Annotated in this window: 27 protein-coding genes; 7 read left to right on the top strand and 20 right to left on the bottom strand. The window is 53.8% G+C overall.

From position 1 onward, the window contains the following. Nucleotides 1–28 precede the first annotated feature (28 nt). The 4 genes from EBAPG3_RS13595 to tsaB all read right to left on the bottom strand — a co-directional run bounded on the left by EBAPG3_RS13595 (nt 29) and on the right by tsaB (nt 2720). Nucleotides 29–634, bottom strand: a complete 606-nt coding sequence (locus tag EBAPG3_RS13595) for a LemA family protein (RefSeq protein ID WP_004176277.1) — start codon at nt 632–634, stop codon at nt 29–31. A gap of 213 nt (nt 635–847) precedes the next feature. Beyond that, on the bottom strand, nt 848–1594 hold the full coding sequence (locus EBAPG3_RS13600; RefSeq protein ID WP_004176275.1) for a uracil-DNA glycosylase: 747 nt from the start codon (nt 1592–1594) through the stop codon (nt 848–850). After that, a complete protein-coding gene (rimI, locus tag EBAPG3_RS13605; RefSeq protein ID WP_004176272.1) occupies nt 1591–2052 on the bottom strand; it encodes a ribosomal protein S18-alanine N-acetyltransferase in 462 nt (153 codons plus the stop codon). Before rimI ends, EBAPG3_RS13600 begins: the two co-directional genes overlap by 4 nt. Next, the gene (gene tsaB, locus EBAPG3_RS13610) at nt 2049–2720 is read right to left on the bottom strand and encodes a tRNA (adenosine(37)-N6)-threonylcarbamoyltransferase complex dimerization subunit type 1 TsaB (protein WP_004176270.1); all 672 of its coding nucleotides are present in this window, start codon (nt 2718–2720) and stop codon (nt 2049–2051) included. Before tsaB ends, rimI begins: the two co-directional genes overlap by 4 nt. A gap of 131 nt (nt 2721–2851) precedes the next feature. On the opposite strand from tsaB, the gene EBAPG3_RS13615 reads away from it, so the two are divergent. Continuing rightward, complete coding sequence (locus EBAPG3_RS13615; protein WP_040851773.1) at nt 2852–3292, top strand: host attachment protein; 441 nt, start codon at nt 2852–2854, stop codon at nt 3290–3292. 84 nt (nt 3293–3376) lie between these two features. Here the strand turns inward: EBAPG3_RS13615 and thpR are convergent, their stop codons facing one another. From thpR to EBAPG3_RS13655, 8 genes are all read right to left on the bottom strand, one after another. Continuing rightward, a complete protein-coding gene (gene thpR / locus EBAPG3_RS13620) occupies nt 3377–3949 on the bottom strand; it encodes an RNA 2',3'-cyclic phosphodiesterase (protein WP_004176267.1) in 573 nt (190 codons plus the stop codon). Next, complete coding sequence (gene ispF / locus EBAPG3_RS13625) at nt 3936–4433, bottom strand: 2-C-methyl-D-erythritol 2,4-cyclodiphosphate synthase (protein ID WP_040851770.1); 498 nt, start codon at nt 4431–4433, stop codon at nt 3936–3938. Before ispF ends, thpR begins: the two co-directional genes overlap by 14 nt. 173 nt (nt 4434–4606) lie before the next feature. Continuing rightward, nucleotides 4607–5302 (bottom strand): 2-C-methyl-D-erythritol 4-phosphate cytidylyltransferase, encoded by a 696-nt coding sequence (gene ispD / locus EBAPG3_RS13630; protein WP_004176265.1) that lies wholly within the window; start codon nt 5300–5302, stop codon nt 4607–4609. A 95-nt stretch (nt 5303–5397) separates the two neighbouring features. Next, nucleotides 5398–6153, bottom strand: a complete 756-nt coding sequence (gene zapD / locus EBAPG3_RS13635) for a cell division protein ZapD (RefSeq protein WP_004176264.1) — start codon at nt 6151–6153, stop codon at nt 5398–5400. Nucleotides 6154–6280: 127 nt separating this feature from the next. After that, entirely contained in the window at nt 6281–6886 is a 606-nt protein-coding gene (gene coaE, locus EBAPG3_RS13640; RefSeq protein ID WP_004176263.1) for a dephospho-CoA kinase, read from the bottom strand. A 99-nt stretch (nt 6887–6985) separates the two neighbouring features. Then, on the bottom strand, nt 6986–7846 hold the full coding sequence (locus tag EBAPG3_RS13645) for a prepilin peptidase (protein WP_004176261.1): 861 nt from the start codon (nt 7844–7846) through the stop codon (nt 6986–6988). Nucleotides 7847–7859: 13 nt separating this feature from the next. After that, complete coding sequence (locus tag EBAPG3_RS13650) at nt 7860–9164, bottom strand: HlyC/CorC family transporter (RefSeq protein WP_173844544.1); 1305 nt, start codon at nt 9162–9164, stop codon at nt 7860–7862. Between the two features lie 294 nt (nt 9165–9458). After that, the gene (locus EBAPG3_RS13655; RefSeq protein ID WP_004176257.1) at nt 9459–10283 is read right to left on the bottom strand and encodes a cytochrome C assembly family protein; all 825 of its coding nucleotides are present in this window, start codon (nt 10281–10283) and stop codon (nt 9459–9461) included. 65 nt (nt 10284–10348) lie between these two features. On the opposite strand from EBAPG3_RS13655, the gene ffh reads away from it, so the two are divergent. Next, a complete protein-coding gene (ffh, locus tag EBAPG3_RS13660; protein ID WP_004176255.1) occupies nt 10349–11698 on the top strand; it encodes a signal recognition particle protein in 1350 nt (449 codons plus the stop codon). 12 nt (nt 11699–11710) lie between these two features. Here ffh and EBAPG3_RS13665 read toward each other — a convergent pair whose 3' ends face one another. From EBAPG3_RS13665 to coaBC, 3 genes are all read right to left on the bottom strand, one after another. Next, nucleotides 11711–12085, bottom strand: a complete 375-nt coding sequence (locus EBAPG3_RS13665) for a DUF192 domain-containing protein (RefSeq protein ID WP_004176253.1) — start codon at nt 12083–12085, stop codon at nt 11711–11713. Nucleotides 12086–12272: 187 nt separating this feature from the next. Next, on the bottom strand, nt 12273–12722 hold the full coding sequence (gene dut / locus EBAPG3_RS13670) for a dUTP diphosphatase (RefSeq protein WP_004176244.1): 450 nt from the start codon (nt 12720–12722) through the stop codon (nt 12273–12275). A gap of 16 nt (nt 12723–12738) precedes the next feature. Beyond that, entirely contained in the window at nt 12739–13947 is a 1209-nt protein-coding gene (gene coaBC, locus EBAPG3_RS13675; RefSeq protein ID WP_004176241.1) for a bifunctional phosphopantothenoylcysteine decarboxylase/phosphopantothenate--cysteine ligase CoaBC, read from the bottom strand. 151 nt (nt 13948–14098) lie between these two features. On the opposite strand from coaBC, the gene radC reads away from it, so the two are divergent. From radC to rpmG, 3 genes are all read left to right on the top strand, one after another. Then, nucleotides 14099–14773 (top strand): RadC family protein, encoded by a 675-nt coding sequence (radC, locus tag EBAPG3_RS13680; protein ID WP_004176240.1) that lies wholly within the window; start codon nt 14099–14101, stop codon nt 14771–14773. A 67-nt stretch (nt 14774–14840) separates the two neighbouring features. Then, a complete protein-coding gene (gene rpmB / locus EBAPG3_RS13685) occupies nt 14841–15077 on the top strand; it encodes a 50S ribosomal protein L28 (RefSeq protein WP_004176238.1) in 237 nt (78 codons plus the stop codon). Nucleotides 15078–15123: 46 nt separating this feature from the next. Beyond that, nucleotides 15124–15279 (top strand): 50S ribosomal protein L33, encoded by a 156-nt coding sequence (gene rpmG, locus EBAPG3_RS13690; protein WP_004176237.1) that lies wholly within the window; start codon nt 15124–15126, stop codon nt 15277–15279. A 109-nt stretch (nt 15280–15388) separates the two neighbouring features. Here the strand turns inward: rpmG and EBAPG3_RS13695 are convergent, their stop codons facing one another. From EBAPG3_RS13695 to EBAPG3_RS13705, 3 genes are all read right to left on the bottom strand, one after another. After that, entirely contained in the window at nt 15389–16555 is a 1167-nt protein-coding gene (locus EBAPG3_RS13695; RefSeq protein ID WP_004179653.1) for a DesA family fatty acid desaturase, read from the bottom strand. A gap of 215 nt (nt 16556–16770) precedes the next feature. Beyond that, the gene (locus tag EBAPG3_RS13700; protein ID WP_085922064.1) at nt 16771–17073 is read right to left on the bottom strand and encodes a hypothetical protein; all 303 of its coding nucleotides are present in this window, start codon (nt 17071–17073) and stop codon (nt 16771–16773) included. A gap of 78 nt (nt 17074–17151) precedes the next feature. Further along, entirely contained in the window at nt 17152–17736 is a 585-nt protein-coding gene (locus tag EBAPG3_RS13705) for a cysteine hydrolase family protein (protein WP_004179656.1), read from the bottom strand. 332 nt (nt 17737–18068) lie between these two features. Here EBAPG3_RS13705 and EBAPG3_RS13710 point away from each other — a divergent pair, with 332 nt between their 5' ends. Both EBAPG3_RS13710 and EBAPG3_RS13720 read left to right on the top strand, forming a co-directional pair. After that, nucleotides 18069–19598: an FAD-dependent oxidoreductase gene (locus EBAPG3_RS13710; RefSeq protein ID WP_004179660.1), complete on the top strand. Its 1530-nt coding sequence runs from the start codon at nt 18069–18071 to the stop codon at nt 19596–19598. Between the two features lie 406 nt (nt 19599–20004). Further along, complete coding sequence (locus EBAPG3_RS13720) at nt 20005–20349, top strand: hypothetical protein (protein WP_085922066.1); 345 nt, start codon at nt 20005–20007, stop codon at nt 20347–20349. A gap of 440 nt (nt 20350–20789) precedes the next feature. Here EBAPG3_RS13720 and EBAPG3_RS13725 read toward each other — a convergent pair whose 3' ends face one another. Both EBAPG3_RS13725 and putA read right to left on the bottom strand, forming a co-directional pair. After that, nucleotides 20790–21161, bottom strand: coding sequence for a hypothetical protein (locus EBAPG3_RS13725; RefSeq protein WP_040852916.1), 372 nt, complete (start codon nt 21159–21161; stop codon nt 20790–20792). Between the two features lie 976 nt (nt 21162–22137). Beyond that, nucleotides 22138–25803, bottom strand: a complete 3666-nt coding sequence (gene putA, locus EBAPG3_RS13730) for a trifunctional transcriptional regulator/proline dehydrogenase/L-glutamate gamma-semialdehyde dehydrogenase (protein WP_004179677.1) — start codon at nt 25801–25803, stop codon at nt 22138–22140. Between the last annotated feature and the right edge of the window lie 6 nt (nt 25804–25809).

Genomic DNA, 25809 nt, shown 5'->3' on the forward strand with positions numbered 1-25809 from the left:
TAGCGAACCATTGAGGCGCAGTTTTCTATTATTTCGCTGACGATGGTGTGCTGAAATCCACCTTGGGAGCGGAGGAAATTTCTTTCTCGTTCTCCACGGTGAAGCCAGGCTTCACCTGGAACCCGAATACCATCGCGGTCAGATTGCTGGGAAATGAGCGCACCACCACGTTGTATTCCTGGACGGCCTTGATGTAACGATTGCGGGCCACCGTGATGCGGTTTTCGGTACCCTCCAGCTGGGCCTGTAATTCACGAAAATTGGCATCCGATTTAAGTTGAGGATAGTTCTCCGCCACCACCAGTAAACGCGACAGGGCACTCGACAATTCTCCCTGGGCGCTTTGAAATCTGGCGAAGGCTTCCGGATTGTTGATCAGCTCGGGTGTGGCCTGGATGCTGCCCACTTTGGAGCGGGCATTCGTCACACCCAGCAGCACGTCTTTTTCCTGTGCGGCAAAACCCTTCACCACGTTTACAAGGTTGGGAACAAGATCAGCGCGCCGCTGATACTGATTCAGGACTTCCGACCAGCCGGCCTTGATCTGTTCATCGGTGGACTGCAGGGTATTATAGCCACAGCCACTTAAAGTAAGGGTAAGGAGCAACGTCAGCGACAACAGCAAATTATGCATGGCATTCTTCCTGAAAGAATTTGATTTGAGAAACCTCCGATCAAGTTCCAGCGAGTTTCTCCAGCAACAAGATCCATAGGGCTTTTCCGAGATCGATTAATTATAAATGGGGGTTAAATAGCAGATTGCAAGGGAACTCGGCATAAGCCTCTGTTGGCGCGACGGCGTATGCCCCGGTGGCACATAAAAGTCAGCAATGCGCTCACGTTGGGCTTACCCGGAAGGTCCCAAGCCTTGCATGATGCTTCTAGCAAAACACAAATCCTCCCAGACCTTTGCCTTGTCCACAAGCGTGCGAAGGAGATAGGCTGGATGATAGGTAACAATGACAGGGATACCGGAATGGTCATGCAGCCTTCCGCGCAGGCTGGCAATCGCGGCATCAGTATGCAACAGGTTCTGCGTAGCGACTTTTCCCAGCGCAATGATGAGTTTGGGCTTGATCAACTGAATTTGCCGCTCAAGATAAGGTGAGCACTGCCCCGCCTCATCGGGACTGGGATTTCTATTGCCCGGTGGGCGGCATTTCACAATATTGGTGATATAAACATCCCGGCCGCGTCTCAGATTGATTGCTGCCAGCATATTATCCAGTAGTTTTCCCGACGGTCCGACGAAGGGCTCTCCCTTGGCATCCTCCTCAGCTCCCGGCCCCTCGCCTACGCATAGCCAATCGGCATTTTTGTCGCCCACGCCAAATACGGTGCGGGAGCGAGACTGGCATAGCGGACACGCAACGCAACCTTCTACGCTTGTTTTAAGCTCATCCCAGCCCATTCGCAGGATTTTCGAACGCCGCTCTTCCGCCGCGCCGGCAGGGTGGCTGACGACGTGCTCGCTGGAGTCGACCTGAGCAGCAGAATCTTCACCGGAAGCCCTGACATGCCACAATGGGGTCAAGCCTAACTCCTTGAGTATTTCGTTGCGTCTGGCTCGCCTGGAAGGGCCGGCCGCGGTCATAATATCAATTCCATGACTAAGGAGTCCTCTCGCCCCCCCATCGCGGGATAGTAATCCCTGCGTTTGCCGATCTGCCTGAACCCTATCCGTTCATACAGCCGGGCGGCCACATGATTGGACTCTCGTACATCCAGAAACATCGAGCGCGCGAGCTGCTCCTTGGCAATGCTAATAAAATGCCGCAGCAATCTCTCGCCCCAGCCCTTCCGTTGCGATCCGGCAGCGATGCCAAGCGTAAGTAAATGTGCTTCTTCGGGTCCAATTATCATTACACCGTAACCAAAAATATGCCCATGCTGCTCCAGCACCAGGCAATGATAGCCGGAATCGATCGAATCGCTGAAATTGCCGCGCGTCCAGGGAAAGAGAAAAACTTCCCGCTCAATTGCCACGACCGCATCCAGATCTGTCATAAACATTCGCCTGATCTGGGGCATTTCCTGCAATTGAGCGCTCATCGTTCCTTTTCCTTCAGGGCCACCTTGTTACGGACATAAAGTGGTGCAGCATCAGCGGGGTCAATACCCAGACCCTTCGCAAATACCGGCTCAGCCAGCCGAACCATGTGGCGTGCATGCGGCCGCAGATCACCGATAGTGTGATTGATACATCCATCGTAGCGGGTGCGCAACACTTCACCATACATGGAAAACCCGCTTCCGCAACCCATCCAGCCGCTACCGCGTACTAATGGAGCTTGTTGTGGCAAACATAGCATTGGCTCGCTTACCGGCCGCCACCCATTGACCATTTTTGTATAAGCGGCGTGATAAACCTCATTCATGCGGGCGTCGAGCGCGGCAATCACGTTATTACCCCCCGCCGCTTCCGCCAATGCTTCCAGTGTACATATGCCTGCCACCGGCAGATCGGCGCCAAGGGCCAGTCCCTGTGCAACTCCGCAGGCGATGCGCAAACCCGTGAAAGAGCCTGGACCCGCGCCAAAGGCAATGCCATCCAATTGGGCCAGTGTCAACCCGGCTTCACCCAGCATTTGCCGCAGCATCGGCAAGATCAACTCGGAATGCCGCTGTTTCGCGAGAACTTCGTGACTGAGTATTTCGCAGTCCACCAATACCGCAATCGAACAATACTCGGTGGAAGTATCAAGGGCGATAATTTTCAAGATGGCTGATCGACTAAGTAAGGAGGATTATAATGGACACGAGCAACACCCTTTCCGGCGGAAACTTATGTCGAGAATATATTGTCCATTATTATGGCAATGTTACTTTAACATCATCTCAGGGAGGAGTCATGAGCATCACCTGGATACTTGTTGCAAACGCAAGCGCAGCCTGTCTCTACGCAAACTGCGGACCCAAAAAGGGACTGCAGAAACTCAAAGAATTCAAGCATGACGCCAGCAGGGAAAAAGGGCAGGATCTGGTGTCAGACCGCCCTGGACACAATAAAAGTCACGGTAATGGCCGTGGCTCATACGTACCCGCCACTGATCCAAAACAAAACCAGGCCCAGAACTTTGCCCTTCAGTTAGCCAGGGAACTGGAGCAAGGGCGTACCACCAATAGCTACCAGCGTCTGATCCTGGTGATATCAGCTCCGTTCATGGGGCTCGTCAACGGGAGCTTGGGAAGCCACGTGCGTACCCTGGTAAGCGACACTTTTGAAAAGGACTACACCAGAGCCAGCGAAAAAAATCTGACCCGGCATCTGGAAAGCTGCATTTATCTCTAATGCCGAGGGATATGGAGTCTTTGAATAGGTCCTCTGTGGAGCGCGTTGCAGCAACCATAAGCGACGGTTCCCGCGAGAGCCTATTCAGATTCCTAAAGGCCAGCGGCCAATTGGCGTATAAACCGACCCGCCGCTGGTTTGTTCTGATTTGACCAGCATCCATTCACGCACCTGCCAGGCTATTGGCTCCGCCAACTCAGGCAGGGTTTGGCACAAAGCATCCCTCATCAACGTTATATGGGGTTTGTAAGTGCGCTGCTCCAATACGAATCCGGCGGTGGATAACGCACACTCTAAGGTGCTCACCAGACCTGTAAGTTCCGGAGGAATCCCGCCCGTTGTCGCGTAAACGATGCGATTTCGCTTCCAGTAGCGAATTTTTTCCACGACAAAATCAAATGCACTCATACCGGAATCCTTGATTTCGTCCGCTACCCGATATAGCGCGTCCAGTTTGCTCGCACCCACTTCCCCCACGAACACCAGTGTGAGGTGAATATTTTCCGTCTTGGTTTTCCGTCCGCTGCAGAACGACTTCCCGCGTAACTGTTCTGCCAACCCCGACAGTTGCACCCGCGCCACGTCACCCGGCCATATCGCGAAGAAAACCCGGAGCGTTTCTTCCCTGATATCCGGATTTCTTTCAGTTATCCGCATCGTCCATTCGGGTGATCAGGCATACCGCCTCTGCTTCTATCCCCTCGCCCCTGCCAACAGGCCCCAGGCGCTCGGCGGTTTTTGCCTTGACGTTGACATCCCCCGTGCGCATGCGAAGATCCTGTGCGATGTGAGTCACCATGGCGGGAATATGCGGCGACATTTTCGGTGCCTGAGCGATGATCGTGGCATCTATATTCATCACTTTGTAATGATGCTCAGCCAGCAAGCGTGAAACATTTTGCAATAACACGCGGCTATCGATGTTCTTGTACCGCGGATCGGTATCCGAAAAGTGCCTGCCAATATCACCCAGCGCCGCCGCACCCAGCAACGCATCGCAGATCGCGTGCAGTAGAACGTCCGCGTCGGAATGTCCAAGTAAACCTTTTTCATGGGGGATGGTCACGCCGCCGATGATAAGTTTGCGGCCTTCTGCCAACTGGTGCACATCAAAACCTTGCCCGATTCTAACCGTACTCACTCTCCCCTCTCTTTCATCTCTTATTGGTCGGGACAAACAACATGGACATTGCGGCGTAACACCCCGTCACATTCAAAGCACGCCACGGCTGGTCTGGAGCGGGTTATGGATCAGGCCCGCATACCCGCTGAAGCTGGGTGCCGATACGGACCACAGCGCCGTATCCATGCTGCTCAGGGGTTTCTCAGTATCAACTCCGCCAAAGCAAGGTCCTGGGGATAGGTCACTTTCAGATTGCGCGTATCGCTCAAGACCAGCCTGGGGTGCAAACCCAATGCTTCAATCGCTCCGGCATCATCGGTCATGGTCACGCCACCAGCCATGCTCAGGGCTTCCACAAGCAACGTATAACGGAACATCTGCGGCGTTTGTGCCTGCCATAGATTTTCCCTGGATTCAGTATGCGCAACCCGGTTATTGGTGTCACTGCGTTTTAACGTATCCGCCACCGGAACCGCAAGCAACCCCCCCACCTCATCATCAGCCAGTTCATCCAGCAACTTGTCGAGTTGCGCCTCAGCTAGACAGGGCCGCGCGGCGTCATGCACCAACACCCAGTCGTCATCGCCGATGGACGAGACTCCCCGTGCCGCTTTCAAGCCATTGAGCACGCTTTCGGCGCGCGTGCCGCCGCCACATTCAAGTACAACCAGCTTGCCGGAGAAGTCCGACCAGTCATGCCGCAACCATCCCTCATCGCCTGGCGCAAGCACGACGAACACACGGGTGATCCGTGATGAACCGCACAGGGTTCTCAGGGTATGATAAATCATCGGCTTGCCTGCAAGCGGCAAATACTGTTTGGGGAGCTCATCTCCCATGCGCGAGCCGAAGCCCGCTGCGGGAATCAGCGCAAAAAAACTTGGCATTGCATCGTCAAACAGCGCGGAATCAATTCATCAAATTCGGTAAAGAAACAACGCCTCGCACCTCGCAAGGATCGTTGCCATGATTACCGGCCGGATTATAAATTACAGAAAGTCAGCTCAAACTTTACATCCTCCTCGTATATCCTGGTTTTTTGCCTCGAACCGAAGATGACGAATCGAATGCTAATTGCATACTTGTTGGCACTGATCTCAGGAACACACGGCAGACTCTCATCCACCTTGAGACACAGCATGTGCGCCACCCGTCCGGATCCCATTTGCTGAAAAACCCCACGGTGGGCAGTATGCGAAAAAGTCTTGCCGCTACGCCGCAGTAAGTTCAAAACAATGCCGATGCCCTCTTCCAGCGGCAGCAATGGCGCAAGCCACTCGTTAAGATTATTGCGGCGCAGCGCGGGATCCAGATGCAGCCAGTAGTGATAAGACGGCAGATCGAATTCACATGCTCCGCCAGGTATTCCCATCCGCTGCTTGATACCCATCAGCCATTCGTCCTCACGCATGTGCTCCCCGATTTTTCCCGTCATATTGAGCATGCTGTGAGATGCTGCCTGGATGTTACTTAACACTTCATTCAACGCATCCTCTGAAATATCGGGGCTTTTGCGCAGGGTTTCCAATGCCTGTTTTTGCCGTTCCAGTTCCTGCAATAATTCCGACTTCATATCGGCGCGGCTCGTTACGTCAAGTATTTCAAACAAGGTAACAAGCGCAGAGTGATGCTCAACAGCTTCATCCCTGGCCGAAAAGAAAGCCATCCTGTCAAACAAATCCTCGAGCCGCAGCAAGGTACGAATACGTTCATTAAGCGGATGTTCGTAGCAAATCACGATAGTGAGCCAAGGGACGGGACTGGGGTGGGACCGGATACGTGATATTGCCCTATGAAACAGAATTTTACAATCAGAATTGGCATTAAAATTGCATTGCAATGAAAGTGAAGTAATCGCGGCGAAATCAGTCTTTGTTCACCAAAGTGAGATACTTTTTGTGCAGCACATCCACCTGTTGCCGTAGATGCGGCATATCCGCATCATTGGCAATCACATCATCCGCTCTCCGTAATCGTTCCCGGCGTGAAAGCTGGGTGGCCATAATGGCGCGTGCAGTCTGTTCATCCAGTCCCGTGCGAGCCATGGCACGAGCGATCTGAACTTGTTCGTCGCAATCCACTACCAGGACACGCCCGATCATTTCACGGTAACCACCTGTTTCGAACAGGAGCGGCACAACGATTATTCCATAGGGAGCGGAGAAAGATGCGGCACGGCGAGCCACTTCAATACGGATAAGAGGATGGAGAATCGCTTCCAGCTTTCGCCGCAGGCCATCGTCGGAGAATACCAGGGCCCGCATTTCTTTCCGATTCAGCGCGCCTTCCGCGGTAATGAATTTTCCGGTAAAAATTTTCCGGATCGCAGGAATGGCGGCGCCCTGTGGCTGGGTGAGTTCATGCGCGATTGAATCGGTGTCAACCACATCGGCGCCAAGCCCGGCAAAGAATTTCGCTACAGTGCTTTTCCCACTCCCGATTCCGCCGGTTAACCCGATTATCAAAGACATGAATTGAACCTGAATATCATCCTGGAACCATGATTTGTAAAGAATTCTTGCGCCATTTGATTCTCACCTGCTGGGTGAGTCCGCTACTATGGATTTAGGCTAAAATAAGCCAAAATAGGCGCTGTTGATCTGATTTCCCCAAAACAAGGCAACGAGGCCGCCGCCAACCAAATACGGCCCGAATGGAATGGGAACGTGGTGCCCATGCTTTGCGATGATTATCAGTCCGACACCCACTATGGCTCCCGTCAGGGAAGAAAACAGGATTACCAGCGGCAGCATTTGCCACCCCAGCCACGCTCCGATCACGGCAAGTAATTTGAAATCCCCGTACCCCATGCCTTCCCTGCCGGTGATGAGTTTGTAGCACCAGTATACCGACCACAGTGCAAGATAGCCGGCAACGGTACCAATGATCGCGGAATGGATGTCGGTAAAACCATTGCCCAGATTGACCAGTAATCCTCCCCACAGCAAGGGTAGCGTAATGTCATCGGGAAGCAGTTGCGTATCCATGTCGATAAATGCCAGCGCTATCATTGCCCAGACAAAAGCCAATGCGGCAAAAGCGGTAAGGCCATACCCGAAATGCCAGGCAATAAAGCCGCTGATAAAGCCGGTTAAAACCTCAACAACGGGATAACGCGCGGAAATGGATGCATGGCATTGCGAGCAGCGCCCTTTTAAAAATATGTAACTCGCTACTGGAATATTCTCCAGGGCAGTTATTTTATATCCGCAATGCGGACAGATGGAACGCGGAAAAACGATATTGAACGGCGGCACCACCTCGACCGGTTCCCCGCGCAGCCCGGCACACTGCTGCCGCCATTCCCGTTCCATCATTTTCGGCAACCGGTAAATAACGACATTCAAAAAGCTGCCCACCATCAGCCCTGCAATGGAGCAAAGCGAAACGAAAAAAAAAGGAGAGTGTTGCAACAGGTAACTAAATGACATCAAGATTGCGGCATCAGGGTTGATGATCCGTTACCGGCTCACCGGTTCCTGCGACTGACACCAGACTGGGAAAGATTCGGACCACCTTCACCACCCGATCCTGAGTCTGGACGACTTCCATTGGATAATCCGCGATTTTCAGACTGGTACCCGCTTCAGGAATATCCTGAAAGTATTCCAGAATAAGGCCATTAAGGGTTTTAGGGCCGCCGAGGGGCAACCGCAACCCAAGCTTGCGATTGAGATCACGTAGCAGGCTGCTGCCTTCCACTATTACACTGCCGTCTTCCTCCTGCTTTACCAATATACCCGCTTGTGTCGGTGCGTGCGTGGTAAATTCGCCGATAATTTCTTCGACGATATCCTCCAGCGCCACCAGCCCCATCCATTCGCCATACTCATCCACGATGAGGCCAACCCGCTCATGGTTTTCCTGGAAGAGTTGCAGTTGCGAGAACAGAGGCGTGCCGGACGGAATAAAGTATGGCTCGCGCATGATTTTCTCCAGTATCGCGGCGGTAACCTCGCCGTTTCTCATCTGGTTCAATACCTTGCGCACATGGATTATACCGGTCACGTTGTCCGGCGTTCCCCGGTATACCGGCAGACGGGTGTGATGACAGGTTAACAACTGATTGTGAATGATTTCATCGTCAGCATCCAGATCTATCGCTTCGATCTGACCGCGCGGCACCATGACGTCGTCAACGGTGACGGTCTCAAGGTCAAACAGATTGAGCAGCATGCTCTGATGCTTTTTACGGATGAAGTGTCCTGCTTCCAGCACCAGAGTTTTGAGTTCTTCCAGGTTGAGTTTTTGTGCGGCACTATCCTCGCGGGGCTTCAGGCGCAAAATGGTAAGCAGCGCCTGCACGAACAGATTGACGAACCATACCACGGGATAGAAAACTTTCAGCAGCGGCGTCAGCACATAGCTCGATGCCAGCGCGATGCGCTCCGGGTAAGCAGCGGCGATCACCTTGGGCGTAATTTCGCTGAATACCAGAATAGCGAAGGTCACGCATACCGTACCAATGAGCAAAGCGAGATCATTCTGGCCGAAGAAGCTGGAAATAATCACCGCCACCAACGTTGCGGCGGCGGCATTCAGCAAATTATTACCAAGCAGAATCACACCCAGAAGCCTGTCGGTATTCAGCAGCAGGCGGGAAGTCAGGCGAGCACCGCGATGCCCCTCTTTTACGAGATGCTTCAACCGGTAACGGTTGATGGCCATCATGCTGGTTTCAGAAAGGGAAAAAAACGCAGATAGGATCAACAAAACAATCAGTGCCACCAGCAGCACATACAACGGCATATCTTCCAAAAGAAACGCCTCTATGCAAATAGAAAAAATTCAGAATTGGAGAGCACCTGTCAAAAATTCGACTGTCTGGAATTTTTGATGATTTGTAGATTCATCTAAACCGGCTGCTCGGCACGCAGCATACTAGCGGCCTAGCGGACTTAGAGAAAATCACCTGCAAGAGCGCCCGGCCGGTCCATATTTCGCCACTTTTTCGGTCGATAGGATAACTATTGACCTCAAAATCACCAAAACCCGGTTCCGCCCGGCCACTTTCCGCTTCGATTGTTCAAGCCCGACGGGCTGCTAGCGCTGCAGTATCACTTCCAGGACAAATTTACTGCCGAGATAGGCCAACAATAGAATAACAAATCCAGCCAGTGTCCAGCGGATGGCGATGCGCCCGCGCCAGCCATAGAGCTGCCTACCTGTCAGCAACGCAGCGAAAACACCCCAGGAAATGATACCAAACAGAGTCTTGTGAGTGAATTTGAGCGGCTGACCGAATACTTCTTCCGAGAAAACGATACCACTGATGAGTGTCAGCGTGAGCAATATGAATCCCACCCAGATGACGCGGAACAACAATTTCTCCATCGTAAGAAGCGGAGGGAGATTGGTCAGTACCGAAGGCATGGATGGATGATGCAGACGTCTCTCCACCACCGCCATCAGCAATGCATGGAGCGCGGCAATAGTAAGCAGGCTGTATGCCAGCATGGCAATGGAAATGTGCGCCTTGAAAGCGGGTAATTCCGTATTGGCCAGAGGACGCAACGATGGAAACGCCAGGGGTAGCAGCACCGCCACCGCCGCCACTGGCGCCACCAGGGTCTGCAACCCTTCCAGACGATAGAAGAAACCGGAAAGCCAGTAAATCGTGGCAGTGAGCCACACGATGGACGAAACCGCGCTACCCACGCCAAAATTCAATCCGGCGCCAGCAAATACAGACTGATAAAGTGTATAGCCGTGCAGCAGCAGCGGCGCGAGAATGGCATAACGTTCCCATCCCGCCACCATACTGTCGCCGCCCGAACGTGCAGGAGCATTCCATCTGGTGCGCCAGAAATGCCAACCGATCAGACCATAAAGCAGACAAGCAACAAGATAGGCTAGAATAACGGACATTGATATTACGGACTAATGCGGAATTCTGGCTAGTCTACACCAATTTTTCTTGAGGGGCATTTAGCATGTTTGACAATCTTACCAGCCGTCTTTCCGTCGTTATCAAAACCCTGCGGGGCGAAGCAAGGTTGACTGAAGCCAATATACAGGACGCGTTGCGTGAAGTACGCATGGCGCTACTTGAAGCGGACGTGGCTTTGCCGGTAGTGAAAGAGTTTATTGCGCGCGTCAAGGAAAAAGCGGTCGGCAAAGAAGTGATGAGCAGCCTTTCCCCGGGGCAAGCGCTGGTGGGTGTGGTGCACCAGGAACTGATCGCCATCATGGGAGGAGAGAAGACCGATATCAACCTGGCGGCTGTACCGCCGGCAGTCATCCTTATGGCGGGACTACAGGGTGCCGGCAAGACGACCAGCAGCGGCAAGCTCGCGAAATGGCTGATGGAGCAGAAAAAGAAAAAGGTATTGCTGGTTTCCTGTGATATCTATCGGCCCGCTGCCATTCAACAACTGGAACTGCTGGCAAAGCAAATCGGCGCAGCCTTCTTTCCGGTCCAGGCAGGGCAACAGCCAAAAGAAATCGCCGCCGCCGCCCTAGATTTCGCCCGCCGCCACTTCCACGATGTCATGATTGTTGACACCGCCGGACGCTTGGCTATCGACGAAGCAATGATGGCGGAAATCAGTGCGCTGGAAACGCTGCTGAAACCCATTGAAACCCTGTTCGTGGTGGATGCAATGCAAGGGCAGGATGCGGTCAATACCGCAAAAGCATTTGCCGAGGCGCTGCCTTTGACGGGGATCATCCTCACCAAGCTCGATGGCGATGCTCGGGGCGGGGCCGCGCTGTCCGTGCTTCAGGTTACCGGCAAGCCGATAAAATTCGCCGGCGTGGCTGAAAAAATGACCGGGTTGGAGGCATTTCATCCCGATCGCATGGCTTCGCGCATTCTCGGCATGGGGGACGTGCTGGGATTGATTGAGGAAGCCCAGCGCGGCGTGGATCAACAAGCGGCGGAGAATCTGGCCAAAAAGATAAAATCGGGTAAAAGCTTCGATCTAAACGATTTTAAGATGCAGTTCCAACAAATGAGAAATATGGGCGGCATGGGCGCCATGATGGACAAACTGCCCACACAATTGACTCAAGCCGCTCAGAAGGTAAAAATGGACGACAAGGTCATGGGACGCACCGAGGGCATCATTAATGCCATGACGCCACAAGAGCGCGTCAAACCGGAAATCCTGAAGGCGTCACGCAAGCGCCGCATCGCCACGGGAGCGGGTGTCACGGTACAGGAAGTGAACCGCCTGCTGGCGCAATTCGAACAAACGCAGAAGATGATGAAAATGATGAATAAAGGCGGGATGGCAAAAATGCTGCGAGGAATGAAGGGAATGCTGCCGGGAATGCGGTAAAGATGAGTGCCCTCACTCCGCCGCCGGTACCTTTTCAAGCCCCATAACCCGTTTGCCCGCTGTAATATTTCTTGTCTTGAACCAGCCACGATTCATTTCCAGCGCATATTTTGCCGCACCGGCGGAACTATGCGCCGTTCTGGTGTGGGGTAGCATATCGGCAATATTGAGAATCACTCCTTTCTCATCCAGAAAGGCGACACTCAGCGGAATATCGGTATTCATCATCCACATACTGTGCCGGCCGGTAAAGGAAAACACGAATAGCATTCCGTTGTTCTCACCCATTGACCGTCGAAACATCAATCCCTGCGAACGGGCATCATGGGTGTGCGCGACTTCCGCGAAAACAGCATGACCTGAGATCTCGAGTTGGCTTACCGGCATTTGGGCACTCGCTGGCGCCGGCAAAAGAAAGGCAAAAAAAATTGCAAGAACGCGTATCAACCCGAATTGGACAACTGTAGAAAATTTGCCCAGGAAGATGAAGGTGAAGTAGCACAAGAAATGCCGAGGGACCATGGCGCGCAGCCGATAAAGGAATGTTAAGAAAAGCGAGCGATGACCCCTTGTTTCAATGTTTGCCGGTACTGCCGAAACCATTCGCGCCCCGGTGACTCTGCTCAAAGTCATCGACCACGTTGAAATCCACCTGTACCACCGGCACCACCACGAGTTGGGCAATGCGCTCCAGCGGATTCAACGGAAAAGGGCTATGTCCGCGATTCCAGCAAGACACGAATATCTGCCCCTGGTAATCCGAATCAATGAGACCGACCAGATTCCCCAAGACAATGCCATGCTTATGGCCCAGCCCGGAGCGCGGAAGCACCATCGCGGCAAGCCCGGGATCGGCAAGATGGACCGCGATGCCAGTGGGAATGAGCTTAGCCTCCCCAGGTTCAATGGTCATTACATGATCAATGCAAGCCCGCAAATCCAGACCGGCGGAGCCGGGCGTCGCGTAAGCCGGCAACTGATTTTTCAAACGCGGATCGAGAATCTTGATATCAACTTTTATCATGTCAGCATGCCCGGATCTATTTTTCAGCTTGTTTTTCGTACAACAATGCAATATGTTTAATCAACCGTCTCGCTTGCTCAATTTTCAGCGCTCTCGGCAGATAATTTTTGCCCTCGTCATCGAATAGAGTCAGCGTATTTTCGTCGGAACCGATGGCATCCTGCGCCAGATTAGCGGCGAGCAGCGGCAGCTTCTTCTTGCGCCGCTTGGCTTCGGCATTTTTTTCCAGATTTTCAGTCTCTGCGGCAAAACCCACGCAAAAAGGGGGGCGAGGCAGGGTCGCGACATGTTCCAGGATATCAGGGTTAGGTATGAATTCCAACATGACTTTGTCATTAGTTTTTTTTGTTTTCTGTTTATTCGTACTGATGGCACGGTAATCCGCCACCGCTGCAACACTCATAAAAATATCGATCCGCGAAATCTCTTTTTTCACGGCTGCCAGCATATCCCGTGCACTCACCACATTGACGAGCTTGGCTGCCCTGGGGGGTTCCAGGCAAACAGGACCGGAGATGAGCGTGACTTCCGCTCCCGCTTCGAGCGCCGCACGGGCCACCGCGTAACCCATTTTCCCCGAACTCAAGTTCGTAATGCCCCTAACCGCGTCAATGGCCTCGTATGTGGGCCCAGCGGTAACAAGCACACGTTTGCCTTGCAGCAGCTTGGGTTGAAAAAAAGCCTGCACCATTTCAGTAAGTTCATGTGCTTCCAGCATGCGGCCCATGCCGATCTCGCCGCAGGCCTGGACGCCACTGACGGGACCGAGTATCCTCACGCCATCCTGCTTTAGCGTAACGAGATTACGCTGGGTCGCGGGGTTTTCCCACATTTGCCGATTCATGGCAGGGGCGATCAGCAAGGCACAGTCGCGCGCAAGGCACAGTGTCGAGAGCAGATCGTCGGCAAATCCATAGGCAAGTTTGGCAATAAAATCAGCGCTGGCAGGAGCGACAAGTATGGCATCAACGTTGCGTGAAAGATCAATATGAGCCATGCTGCTGGCAACGCCGGTTTCCCAGAGATCCTTGAATACCGGCTTGCCGGTTAATGCCTGTAGCGTCGCGGTGCCAACGAAATGACAAGCTGATTCGGTCATCACCGCTTGCACATCCATACCATCGTGTATCAGGAGGCGCGCGAGTTCCGCTGCCTTGTATGCGGCCACTCCGCCGGTCAGCCCCAGCAGCAGGCGCCTGATATTAGGTAAGGAGGCATCGGTCATAATCACGCGGAATGGAATCGTTTCGATGGAGAAACAGGAGTTTAACCTAAAAACGGCGCTTCATTAAAGGGAAAGCACCCTCTTCTAGAAGATCGTTTTTTCCAGTATTTCGCTTTGTTTACCTTATTTCTGCCGTTACCTACTCTATATCATGGCAATTCCAGACTGGCCCGAATCCGAGCGTCCACGCGAAAAGCTCCTTAAACACGGAGTGGCGAATCTTTCTGATGCCGAACTTCTGGCTATATTCTTGCGAACCGGGGTAAAGGGTAAAAGCGCAGTAGATCTGGCGCGCGAATTGCTCAAGCATTTTGACGGCTTGACAGGCCTATTCGCGGCGAATCTGGATATTTTTTGCCGGGTACCTGGAATGGGGCCCGCCAAATACACCCAACTACAGGCCGTATTGGAAATGGCACGACGCGCGCTGGAAGAAAAACTAAAAACTGGCGATACCATGAGTTCGCCAAAATCGGTACGTGATTACTTGCGCCTCAGTCTTGAAGGTAAGAAGCATGAAATCTTCGTCGGCATTTTCCTTGATCCCCAGAACCGCGCTATCGCAACCGAGGAGCTGTTCAATGGCACCCTCACCCAGACCAGCGTATACCCGCGAGAAGTGGTCAAGCGTGCGCTACACCATAACGCCGCCGCCATTATCTTTGCCCACAATCATCCTTCGGGCGTGGCAGAACCGAGTCAGGCCGATGAAATCCTGACTCAATCTCTCAAGCAAGCGCTTGCGTTGGTGGATGTAAAGGTCCTGGATCATTTTATCATTGGCGGCGGAACAGCCATGTCGTTTGCCGAGCGAGGATTGATTTGATTTGATTTGAGAAAACCTGGGGAATCGGGATATAATAGCCGTTTTTCGAATTCTGGAGTGGCTCATCATGGCACGAGTATGTGAAGTAACCGGCAAAAAACCAATGACCGGCCATCATGTTTCCCACGCTAACAATAAAACCAAGCGGCGCTTTCTGCCTAATTTGCAGCGCCGCCGCTTCTGGGTGGAAAGCGAGAACCGCTGGATCAGTCTACGCTTATCGAACGTGGCACTGCGGACAATAGACAAGAACGGTATTGACGCGGTGCTGGCCGATATGCGTGCTCGCGGCGACAGCATTTAAAACATCATGAAGCGCTATTCCGGCTTCGGCATCTAAGGACACCATCATGCGGGAAAAAATAAAACTCGAATCTTCGGCTGGAACCGGTCATTTCTATACCACTACCAAGAATAAACGCACCACGCCGGAGAAATTAGAAATTCTAAAGTTTGATCCAGTAGCGCGCAAACACGTCAAATACAAGGAAATAAAACTCAAGTAGGACTTTCATTGACAGCGTGAACGCCTTCAGGAGAAATCCGGAGATCAAATAAAAAACCCGCCAATGGCGGGTTTTTTATTTGAATCCAGACTTGTTGGTTCTTGGTCTCTCAGGCGTAGCAGCGTAATCTGCGGGAGAAATTCTGCAGCACTTCGATGCCACTTTCCTCGGCGCGATGACACCAGTCCTCTAATTGCTTGACCAATTCATCTTTGGATGTCGTGGAGCGTTGCCATACTGCCATAAGCTCTTCACGCATTGTATAGACTTTATCAAGCGTTGTGGTTTTACTCAGTACCAAACTCAGTTTGGCGCGCTCGTCTTCCTGCAGGGTTTTGGAGTCCGCGAGTACCCAACGCTTTAGCGTGGGACGATCCACACCGAGATGCGTAGCCGCTTCTTTCAGATGATCAACTTCCTTGGCCAGCGTTTGCTTGAGTGACTGGGCATACTTTGCAAGGACTTCATAGCGGTGGGAAATGACCGCTTGCAGCGTATCGAGGTCGCATTTTGTCTTGGCCGAATCGAGGCGCAACTTGGGGGCGACTTTCTTCACCTGGGCCAATCCCATCGATTGCAGGATGCATATGTACATCCAACCGATGTCGAACTCATACCATTTATTGGATAATCGTGCGGAGGTGGCATAAGCATGGTGGTTATTATGCAATTCCTCTCCGCCAATGAGGATGCCCCAGGGAACAATATTGCGGCTGGCATCCTCTGCCTGAAAATTGCGATAACCCCAGAAATGCCCGATCCCGTTGATGATACCGGCAGCCATAATCGGGGCCCAGGCCATCTGTATCGCCCAGATCGTAAGCCCCATGGTACCGAACAGAATGAGATTGATGATCAGCATCAGCGCGACGCCCTTGGCGCTATACTTGGAATAGACATTGCGCTCCAGCCAGTCGTCCGGCGTACCGTGACCATATCTTTCGAGGGTTTCAAGATTCTTGGCCTCTTTCCGGTAAAGCTCCGATCCTTCTCTCAGGACTTTATTGATGCCTAGCACTTGCGGGCTATGGGGATCCTCAGCGGTTTCGCACTTGGCGTGATGCTTACGGTGTATTGCTGTCCATTCCTTGGTGACCATGCCGGTGGTGAGCCATAACCATAAACGGAAAAAATGGCTGGGCAGGGGATGCAGCTCCAGAGAGCGGTGAGCCTGATGACGATGAAGATATATTGTGATGCTGGCAATAGTGATATGAGTGAGAGCCAGAATAACTACGATATAACCCCACCACGGTAAATCAATAAGACCAGTCACAGTTGAAATCCTTTCAGAAAATTTCTGGAGAGAAGAGATATGGCAATTTAAAGGGAAACCAGCGTTTAGTCAAGAAATTATGTAGGAAATAGATTAGATCGCACATCGACTCCCTGCACGAAAAAGACGGGGTGCCACGCAGCGCTTGTCCGGGCACCCGCAAGCACGGCCTGGCAAGCCGGACTCGCCCCAGATCCCGGAGTAATTCCGGCCTCTTATCCCTGCTTCTTGCCAGTTCCGGAAGGGACATCCGACGGTATGCCCCGGCGCTCGGTATCCTTTAGTCCGCGCTCGATGTCTTTTACGGCCTGCTTCAACGTATCGCGTGATTCTTGATGCGCCGTGGCTGATGCGGTACTCACCGGGCCGGTTGTCTCGTCGCGGTCGTGAGGCAATAGCAGGTCTCCCTCCTTTTGTTCCGGTGCAAGAGGTTTTTGCTGTGCCACGTCTCCGGTTCTCTTTCTCCCGCCAGGGTGAGTCTGCTGCTGGCGCGGGTACTTACGTTTTTGGATGGTCATGTCCTTACCTCAGGTTGCCCTAGCATGGATCGCTGGTCGAGCGTGAATATCAGTTTGAATTTTCTAATCCGGAATCTTTTATTTTTGCAACAATTGCTCAAAATCCATCTGAAGCGACGCCGTTGTATCTGCCTTCAAAGTCCTGCGCATTTGTCCAAGCGCATCCATATGTCTGTATTTGGCCACTGCGGCACAGCAATCCGATGGAACGAAAATTTCCAGACCTCGGAGATATCCGTCATTGGCGGTAAACAAAACATAGGAATCAGTAGTAAGCCCGCAGAGAATCAATTTCCTGGCGTGCAAGTTCTGGAGCAGAAGATCCAGCGGCGTCTGGAAAAAACCAGAGTGCCTGGGTTTGAGTACAAAATAATCGTCGCGTTGAGGCAAGAGTTCGCAGGCGACGGGGACTCCGCACACGCCGCGTTTTGTGCAACGCTTTACCAAGTGTTTGAAATCTGACTGCCATTGCCCAAAATTATCATTAACATACAGACATGGAATCCCACGCTTTTTTGCCTCGAGTTTAAGCTGCGTTATATTCCGGGCCATGGGCAATGCGTATTCAACGAGTCTCTGCCCTTCCTCAAATTCCAGATCATTAATCACGTCGATCAGAAGGAGTGCCGCGGAAGAGTCATGAAGTATGCATGTTTGATTCATCCGGTAAACATATCCTGTCTCTACCTCCGAAGCTGTGCGACAGCACACATAAAGAATCTTCGGCAAGTTTGCCGGTTTGCCCCAAGGAGCGTCATGGAAGACAAGGATTTTCTTGGTCTATACCGGCTTTGCCTCGCTGCAACTACTCACCCTACAGAAATTGCAAGGTGCTGAGTGTGCGTTATCGCACGGAATTTGTGCATCCTGCCTTTTACTCTTGGCATACGGGCATGCGTATGATGCTGGGGGTAAACCGCTTTTCGTATCTCATATTTCATGTGGCTAACGGTCTTTCTTCACAGCCACAATTCTTTCCATAAGAAGGTTTGAAAATGAATAATCTTTCCATGGGGTCTCAATCGATCTGGATGAGAACGGCTTTACCGCAATTTCCTGTCTTGCGGGAAAAACTCGATACCGAGGTTTGTGTGATCGGGGGAGGTATAGCCGGACTCACGACGGCTTATTTGTTAGCCCGTGAGGGTAAGCGCGTAACTCTTATCGATGCCGCGGAAATAGGAGGAGGAGAGACGGCGCGGACGACCGCTCATTTCTTTCCTCCTGATAACCGGTATTTTGCTATTGAAGAGGCCTTTGGGACGAGCAAGGCGCGACTGGTGGCAGAAAGTTTCCAGCAGGCCACGGCGCTGGTCGAATCGATCGTCAAGAGCGAAAAGCTGGATTGCGAATTCGAGCGCCTGGACGGTTATCTATTTTCATTAACCCTTGACGGCTATGCAGATCTGGATAAGGAATTTGATGCGGCGCGCCAGGCCGGAATAGAAGTGTACAGGAAAGAACGGGTACCAGATTTGAGCTTCAATACCGGTCCCTGCCTGAAGTTTCCCAATCAAGCACAGTTTCATCCACTCAAGTATCTCAAAGGCCTTGCTGAAGCCTTCCAGCGTAACAGAGGGGCTATCTATACCTGGACACGCGCGCTGGATATTCGCAGCCATGACGATATCCTGACAGTCACGACGGAAAATGGAGCGATCGCGGCCCATTCGGTTGTCGTGGCGACGAACACGCCTTTTAACGACTTTGTGGTCATGCATACGAAACAAGCCAGTTATCGCACCTACGTTTTGGGAATCCGCGTGCCCAAAGGGTCGGTGCCACGTATTTTGCTCTGGGACAATGGGGATCCCTACTACTACATCCGCTTGACCACGCCGGATGAAAAATCGGAGCATGAAATTCTTGTCGTGGGCGGAGCAGATCACAAGGTAGGGCAGGACGAACACCCCCACCATCGTTTCGATGAAATCGAAAAATGGGTGCGCCAGCATTATCCGATGACGGGATCAGTTGATTTCAAATGGTCAGGGCAAGTAATGGAGCCCGCCGACGGCGTTGGATACATGGGCCGCAATCCAATGGATGACAAGAATATTTACATCATCACCGGGGATTCCGGCAACGGCATGACACACTGCACTGTGGGTGCAATACTCATTACTGATTTAATCATGGGAAGGACTAATTCCTGGCTCGATCTTTACGACCCGGCGCGGAAACCCACTCACGGCGTGCCCGAATTTCTCAAGGAACTAGGCAACACACTGGCTCAGTATGGGGATTGGGTGAAAGGTGGAGATGTTGTCTCACCCCGGAAAATTCCACCGGGGGAGGGTGCGATACTGCGAAAAGGGGGAAAGAAGATGGCGATCTACTGTGATGACAAGGGAAAATTGTACCCCCTGTCGGCAGCCTGTACGCACCTGGGATGCGTCATTTCATGGAATGCCACGGAGAAGTCGTGGGACTGCCCCTGCCATGGATCGAGGTTCAGCGTGACTGGCAAGGTTCTTCATGGCCCGGCAGCACAACCGTTGAAAGTGATGCAATTGGACCCGTAAGCGTAAATGACACTAATTCCAGTTCGCCCGAATCCATTGATGAGATGCCCTATTCCAGGCACGCTATGGCCGAAGTATGCGAGCATCCGTGAGGGGAGCATGGAGTTGGTTGCGCCTCTGTCCATGGAAGATTGCTGCATCCAGTCGATGCCGGATGCCAGCAAAAAACTTGTCCTCATTTTCAACAGTGACACTGCGCGCTTGAATCCGTTCTAGCAGGGAGATCGCATCAAGTACCTCAAAGCAGGAACGCTCACCTGGATCCATTCCGTCTCATTGAACGGCTCTTCAATCTTGCACCAGAACCAGTAGGTCATTTTCTCGTCAGTGGGGTTCCGCACCGAGAAACCCAACACCATTTCCCTATAATTTCTCGGCAATTTTGCGAAGCTGATTAGGAGCAGCCATGAAATTCTCTTCAATGTTAACGGCTCAATCACTGGCATTCGCCAGCGCATTGGTTTTACTGGGGCCGGATACTATTCACGCCCAACTTATAGGCAATCAACCCCATGCGGGTCAGAACGGCCCGCTCGGTGGTCAACCCCCTATGGGGCAAAGCGGGGGCACGCTAACGCAGCCTGGCCATCCCAGCACTGGTGCGACACCCGGGACCGGTTTGACGCCTGGCAGCGACCCGGTAAGGGATAAACTGAACCGGGCAAATAGAGAAGCCGCGGATCTGGATCGCGACGGCAGGATAAGTCCGGAAGAGGCCTCCAGAATGCCGCCAGGCACCTCGTTGCCATAATGGTTAGGGCCACGGCGGCTACAAGCACCCGTCAGGTTTCAAAATAGGAGAAATAGAAGGAGATTTTGACGAAATGGGGTTAATCGGAAGATCCATCCTCAAGATAGAGAAATGTGGGAATTCGGTGGATGGGCGTCTATTCCAGCTTGAAGCACTCCCTCAAGGCAAGAAAGACACCGCTACCGCCAAATTCCAATATACCGTTCGAGAAATGTAAACTTGATGTGAAAAAGCCTGGTCGCCAAGATCCAGCCAGCCGTGTTTTCACCATTTGAGCATGCTGAAAGCCTGGATTATCCTATAAGCTCGTCAGACAAATGACACTGCGGCAACCTTGGGTATTTCGGGAGCAGAAGTCCCGCAACGACCCGGAGGGCTTCCCCAATCATACTCCTCAGTTCGGTGGCGGAAGAATCCCTGAAGCCCCTTAACCGGCGAGGCTAATAGCGGCCGAGCGGATCAGGACCGGACCCTTCGTGGCTCTCCCTTTTGTCACGGTCAATGATAGACTCGGTACCGGGCTTCGTTTCCTGTTTTTCGCTCGAACTGCCCGGTTTTTTCCTGGCAGCTTCGCTTTTGCGACGCTCCCCCTTTTTTATGGCTTCATCCTCCTGCCCCATAGGAGTCTTGCCCGATTTGTATTGTCCAGCCCCTGATTGTCCGATTGGAGGGCTATCCATGGGTCCGGTCTGTGCATGAGCTGAACCATATATAAAAAGAATCGAGATCAAACCCAACATGCCGAAACCTGATCGGGTAATAAGCCGCAAGGATCGCGGGGCTTCATTTCGAGCTGTCGCGGAATAATTCATGGCGAGGTTCCTTTCATCTGTTCATCTGTTCAACAATAATGCTGTACAAGTATGATACAAAGCATTCGCCCTCCCTTCAGTGCGCTACCGCACGAGATCGGAACATGTATTGGGGGAATTGAATTATGGGCGCGCCAGAATGCTCTAGCTGATTTCCTTTAAATCCGACAATCTTTCACGAGATCTCCCTGCAAAATACAACCCTGCGCAATCATCCCACGAATTTATGACCCATCCGGACTAGGGTGACGTTGCCTCCGGTTTCTTATCACATTTTATTTCCCAAACCAGGCGTGAGGAAGTGACTCCCCCGATCGGACTCATGGTTGGCCGCACCTCTTCAGAGATAAGCGTGTATCCGGTCATGCAAAGATTTCTGGCATCGATATCCATGGATCTGATCGCCTGCTCTCTTGATCCCGACTCTCCATCATACAGACTTGTAAGGGAGTAAATTCTTGAACCGTCGTCCGACATAGCGGGCATGGGGTCAGCCATCATCGAACTACAGCCCCCCAGAAACAGAACAGAAAGGACCAGCGAAATGGTTCTCATAATTTAAATATTGTTGATCCAGGAAATATCGATAGCAATTACATTTTTTTGGCTAAAGATTGGGCCCATCAAATAAAGGTTCCGACCGCGTTAATGATCTCAAGTGGGACAGTTGAAGTATCCTGAATAAATACTTCATGGTCAATAATCTAGGGCCTATTAACACTTATTTTGCACCCGCGTTGCTACACAAAAAACGCGAAGGCAAGGCGCGAAGCACAGGCCATAGCAGGCCTATGGCAAAGCTTCGTAACGCGGCATCCGCGTTTTTTGTGCGTAACCCGAAGGGACGGGACGTCGCGGGTGCAAAATAAGTGTTAACAGGCCCTAGTTTCGCCGGTAAAATTTGCGTGCCAGGATCAAGACACCCGGCTGGTCATTCGGCATCCCGAGGGTAAGCGCTCTTCCATGCGGGGCGCACTCAAGCGCCAAGCATCATGAGGCTCGCATTACCACCGGCAGCTGTCATATTCACGCTCACCACTCTCTCGGTGGTCAGCCGGTATAGCGGAATATCGTGCCCGTTGGTTGCGATCAGTGGCACTCTTGCGCCGTCACGCGCTGCAAGGTCGCAGCGCAGCCGATACGCGTCGTCCGCCGGCCCCGCGTAGAGCACCGCGGCGAATGCCTCGTTCATCCAGTCGCATTCAATCCGCAACTGTTCGCGTACCGTTGGGGGCAGCCTATCGACCAGCATATGCGGTATCGGCCCATCAGTGAACAACACGCGGTTGCCTGTAGCAAGCGTGGCGGCAATCTGTTCAAGCAGCGCGGTTTCGTCGTTTGCAACGCAGACGACCTCGCCACGTGGCGCAAACACGAGCGTATTGCTCTCCCCCGTCGGCCCCGGCAGCAGGATACGATACGCCAGCGGCATGCGTTTTGCATAGTTGGCGCAGCGTTGGGCGAATGCGGAGCGGCCAGTCTGGCGCGCCCAGCCGATAAGGGCTTGCAGTACCCTGAGCGCGCGCGCTTCACCCTGTTCGCCTTTTTTGCGGACAGCGCCCATGCGCACAAACAACATTGATGCCTGCCGCACCAGGCGGTGCATGTATAGCGGTCCGCCAGCCTTGGGCCCGGTGCCGGACTTGCCCTCGCCGCCGAACGGCTGGACGCCCACCACCGCACCGACCATGTTGCGGTTCACGTAGATGTTGCCGGCATGTGCATGGGCAACAACGAAATCGATGGTCTCATCTATCCGGCTGTGTACGCCCAACGTGAGCCCATAGCCGGTCGCGTTGATGCAACTGACCAGTTCGTCCAGCCGGTCGCGCGCGAAGCGCACGACATGCAGGACGGGACCGAATACCTCGCGCTCCAGCTGGCTGATGTCACCGATCTCGATCAGAGTCGGCGGAACAAATATGCCATTCGCACAAACCGGCGGCAGCGGCAGCTGGAACACCGCGTGACCGGCCATGCGCATCTTCTCGATATGATCGAGCAGCGTACGCTGCGCATCGGTGTCGATTACCGGGCCGACATCGGTGGCCAGCCGCCCAGGATCGCCGAGCTCAAGCTCCCGCATCGCACCCCTCAGCATCTCCAGGACACGGTCGGCAATATCTTCCTGCAGGCACAATACTCGTAGCGACGAGCAGCGCTGTCCGGCGCTGTCGAACGCGGATACCAGTATGTCCTGCACCACCTGTGCGGGCAGCGCGGATGAATCGACTACCATGGCGTTCTGGCCGCCAGTCTCTGCAATCAGCGGAATCTCCTCGTTCCGCGAACGCTTGGCAAGCGTACGGTGGATGACCTGCGCGACCTCAGTCGAGCCGGTGAAGATCACGCCGCGCACGCGCGGGTCGCCGGTAAGCCGCGCCCCAACCGTCTCGCCGCGGCCGGGCAGGAACTGCAGCGCCGCGCGCGGAATACCAGCCTGATGCAATAATCTCACTGCGGTGGCTGCGATCAGCGGCGTCTGCTCGGCCGGCTTCGCGAGGACCGGATTGCCGGCGGCGAGTGCGGCGCTTACCTGCCCAATGAAGATCGCAAGCGGAAAATTCCATGGGCTGATGCAAGTCACCGGCCCGAGCGCCTCGGGCTGGCCACCATTTGAGAACTGGCTGCGCACCTGCTGCGCATAATAACGGCAGAAATCAACTGCCTCGCGCACCTCTGCGAGCGCGTTCGGCAATGTCTTGCCGGCTTCGCGCACTGCGAGCCCGATGAGTGCCGCGCGGTTCGTCTCAAGTACGTCGCCCGCGCATTCGAGCAGCATGGCCCGGAACGCCGGTGACACTGCCTGCCATTCGGGCACAAAAGCCTGCGCGGCTGCAAGAGCCGCTTCGATGTCGCCTTCGTTGGCCTCGATCACGGTACCGACAAGATCGGTGCCATCGGCAGGATTGGAAACAGGCAGGCGTTCACCATCGGTATGATCGCCACTGGCGAGCATCGGCATGGCCCGCCAGTCCGTGCCTTCCAGCGCGGTCAACTCGGCGGCCAATTTGGCGATCGCGTGCTCATTGCTGAAATCGATGCCGGATGAGTTCCTGCGACCTCCGCCGTACAGGTCGCGCGGCAGCGGAATCGACGGATGCGGCATTGAGCCCCCGCGCTCAACCTGGGCGACCGGATCGGCAATCAGTTCGTCCACGCTCACGTTCTCGTTGAGAATTCGGTTGACGAATGACGAATTTGCTCCGTTCTCAAGCAGGCGCCTCACCAGATAGGCGAGCAATGTCTCGTGGCTGCCGACCGGTGCATAGATCCGGCATGGCTTGCCGAGTTGGTGCGCGCCGATCACCTGATCGTACAATGTCTCGCCCATCCCGTGCAGGCACTGAAATTCATAGTCGTCAACCCGCGCATCCTGCGCCATCTGATAGACCGCCGACAGCGTGTAGGCATTATGCGTCGCGAACTGCGGGTACACCGCGTCCGGCGCGCGCAGCAACTTCTGCGCGCAGGCAAGGTAAGCAACATCGGTGTGCACCTTGCGCGTATAGACCGGATAATCTTCCAGCCCGTCGACCTGCGCACATTTGATCTCCGCGTCCCAATACGCGCCCTTGACCAGCCGGACCATGATTCGATGGCTGCTGCGGCGCGCAAGGTCGACGATCCAATCGGTCACGAACGGACAACGCTTCTGATAGGCCTGGACGACGAAGCCGATGCCGTTCCAGCCGGCAAGTTCCGGGTCGAACGCGAGCGCTTCCAGCAGATCGAGAGAGAGCTCGAGCCGGTCAGCTTCCTCGGCATCGATATCCAGCCCGATGTCATAGCGCATCGCCAGCAACAGCAGCGACTTCAACCGCGGCAGCAGCTCGGCAACTACACGCTCTCGCTGGGCACGCATGTAGCGCGGATGCAATGCGGAAAGCTTGACCGAGATCCCCGGGCCCGCGTAGATCCCGCGGCCGGCGCTCGCCCTGCCGATGGCATGGATTGCAGCCTCGTAGGATGCATGATAGCGATCAGCTTCGGCCATGGTGAGAGCGGCTTCGCCCAGCATATCGTACGAATAGCGATAGCCGCGCGACTCGTGTTCGTGGCTGTGCTTGAGCGCCGCGTGGATCGTCTCACCGGCCACAAACTGCTGGCCCAGCATGCGCATTGCAAGATCCATGGCCTTACGTATCAGCGGCTCCCCGCCTTTCGCGGCCAGATGCGCGAGCGCTGACATCAACCCATCTTCACTATGGGTCGACACCAGCCTGCCGGTGATCAGCAGACCCCACGCGGCTGCATTCACGAACAGCGACGGGCTCTTTCCAAGGTGGGAGCTCCAGTCGCCCCTGCTGATCTTGTCACGTATCAGGCAATCGGCGGTTTCGGAGTCCGGAATACGCAAAAGTGCCTCGGCCAGGCACATCAGCGCGACACCTTCCTGGCTGGACAACGAAAATTCGTTCATCAACGCGTCAACCCCGCTGGCGCGGGCGCGCTTATCACGCACCGTGGCAACCAGCCTGCGTGCACGTTCCCGCGCCTGGTATTGGCTCGCGCGCGGCAGGTCGATCTGCCTCATCAGCTCGTTAATACTTTGCGTCTCGTCGCGCCGGTAGGCATCGGTGATTGCCGCGCGCAGCGGCGGTTGCGGGGTACGGAGTTCGGATTGGAGAGCGACGGTCATTAGGGA

It is taken from the genome of Nitrosospira lacus (assembly GCF_000355765.4).
Taxonomy (GTDB): Bacteria; Pseudomonadota; Gammaproteobacteria; order Burkholderiales; family Nitrosomonadaceae; genus Nitrosospira; species Nitrosospira lacus.

Bases quoted from the DNA above. Each gene is read 5' to 3' on its own strand.
- EBAPG3_RS13595 (WP_004176277.1), bottom strand. From the start codon at position 634: ATGCATAATTTGCTGTTGTCGCTGACGTTGCTCCTTACCCTTACTTTA.
- EBAPG3_RS13600 (WP_004176275.1), bottom strand. From the start codon at position 1,594: ATGACCGCGGCCGGCCCTTCCAGGCGAGCCAGACGCAACGAAATACTC.
- rimI (WP_004176272.1), bottom strand. From the start codon at position 2,052: ATGAGCGCTCAATTGCAGGAAATGCCCCAGATCAGGCGAATGTTTATG.
- EBAPG3_RS13615 (WP_040851773.1), top strand. From the start codon at position 2,852: ATGAGCATCACCTGGATACTTGTTGCAAACGCAAGCGCAGCCTGTCTC.
- thpR (WP_004176267.1), bottom strand. From the start codon at position 3,949: ATGCGGATAACTGAAAGAAATCCGGATATCAGGGAAGAAACGCTCCGG.
- ispD (WP_004176265.1), bottom strand. From the start codon at position 5,302: ATGCCAAGTTTTTTTGCGCTGATTCCCGCAGCGGGCTTCGGCTCGCGC.
- coaE (WP_004176263.1), bottom strand. From the start codon at position 6,886: ATGTCTTTGATAATCGGGTTAACCGGCGGAATCGGGAGTGGGAAAAGC.
- EBAPG3_RS13645 (WP_004176261.1), bottom strand. From the start codon at position 7,846: ATGTCATTTAGTTACCTGTTGCAACACTCTCCTTTTTTTTTCGTTTCG.
- EBAPG3_RS13650 (WP_173844544.1), bottom strand. From the start codon at position 9,164: ATGCCGTTGTATGTGCTGCTGGTGGCACTGATTGTTTTGTTGATCCTA.
- EBAPG3_RS13655 (WP_004176257.1), bottom strand. From the start codon at position 10,283: ATGTCCGTTATTCTAGCCTATCTTGTTGCTTGTCTGCTTTATGGTCTG.
- ffh (WP_004176255.1), top strand. From the start codon at position 10,349: ATGTTTGACAATCTTACCAGCCGTCTTTCCGTCGTTATCAAAACCCTG.
- EBAPG3_RS13665 (WP_004176253.1), bottom strand. From the start codon at position 12,085: ATGCCGGTAAGCCAACTCGAGATCTCAGGTCATGCTGTTTTCGCGGAA.
- dut (WP_004176244.1), bottom strand. From the start codon at position 12,722: ATGATAAAAGTTGATATCAAGATTCTCGATCCGCGTTTGAAAAATCAG.
- coaBC (WP_004176241.1), bottom strand. From the start codon at position 13,947: ATGACCGATGCCTCCTTACCTAATATCAGGCGCCTGCTGCTGGGGCTG.
- radC (WP_004176240.1), top strand. From the start codon at position 14,099: ATGGCAATTCCAGACTGGCCCGAATCCGAGCGTCCACGCGAAAAGCTC.
- rpmB (WP_004176238.1), top strand. From the start codon at position 14,841: ATGGCACGAGTATGTGAAGTAACCGGCAAAAAACCAATGACCGGCCAT.
- rpmG (WP_004176237.1), top strand. From the start codon at position 15,124: ATGCGGGAAAAAATAAAACTCGAATCTTCGGCTGGAACCGGTCATTTC.
- EBAPG3_RS13700 (WP_085922064.1), bottom strand. From the start codon at position 17,073: ATGACCATCCAAAAACGTAAGTACCCGCGCCAGCAGCAGACTCACCCT.
- EBAPG3_RS13705 (WP_004179656.1), bottom strand. From the start codon at position 17,736: ATGAATCAAACATGCATACTTCATGACTCTTCCGCGGCACTCCTTCTG.
- EBAPG3_RS13710 (WP_004179660.1), top strand. From the start codon at position 18,069: ATGAATAATCTTTCCATGGGGTCTCAATCGATCTGGATGAGAACGGCT.
- EBAPG3_RS13720 (WP_085922066.1), top strand. From the start codon at position 20,005: ATGAAATTCTCTTCAATGTTAACGGCTCAATCACTGGCATTCGCCAGC.
- EBAPG3_RS13725 (WP_040852916.1), bottom strand. From the start codon at position 21,161: ATGAATTATTCCGCGACAGCTCGAAATGAAGCCCCGCGATCCTTGCGG.
- putA (WP_004179677.1), bottom strand. From the start codon at position 25,803: ATGACCGTCGCTCTCCAATCCGAACTCCGTACCCCGCAACCGCCGCTG.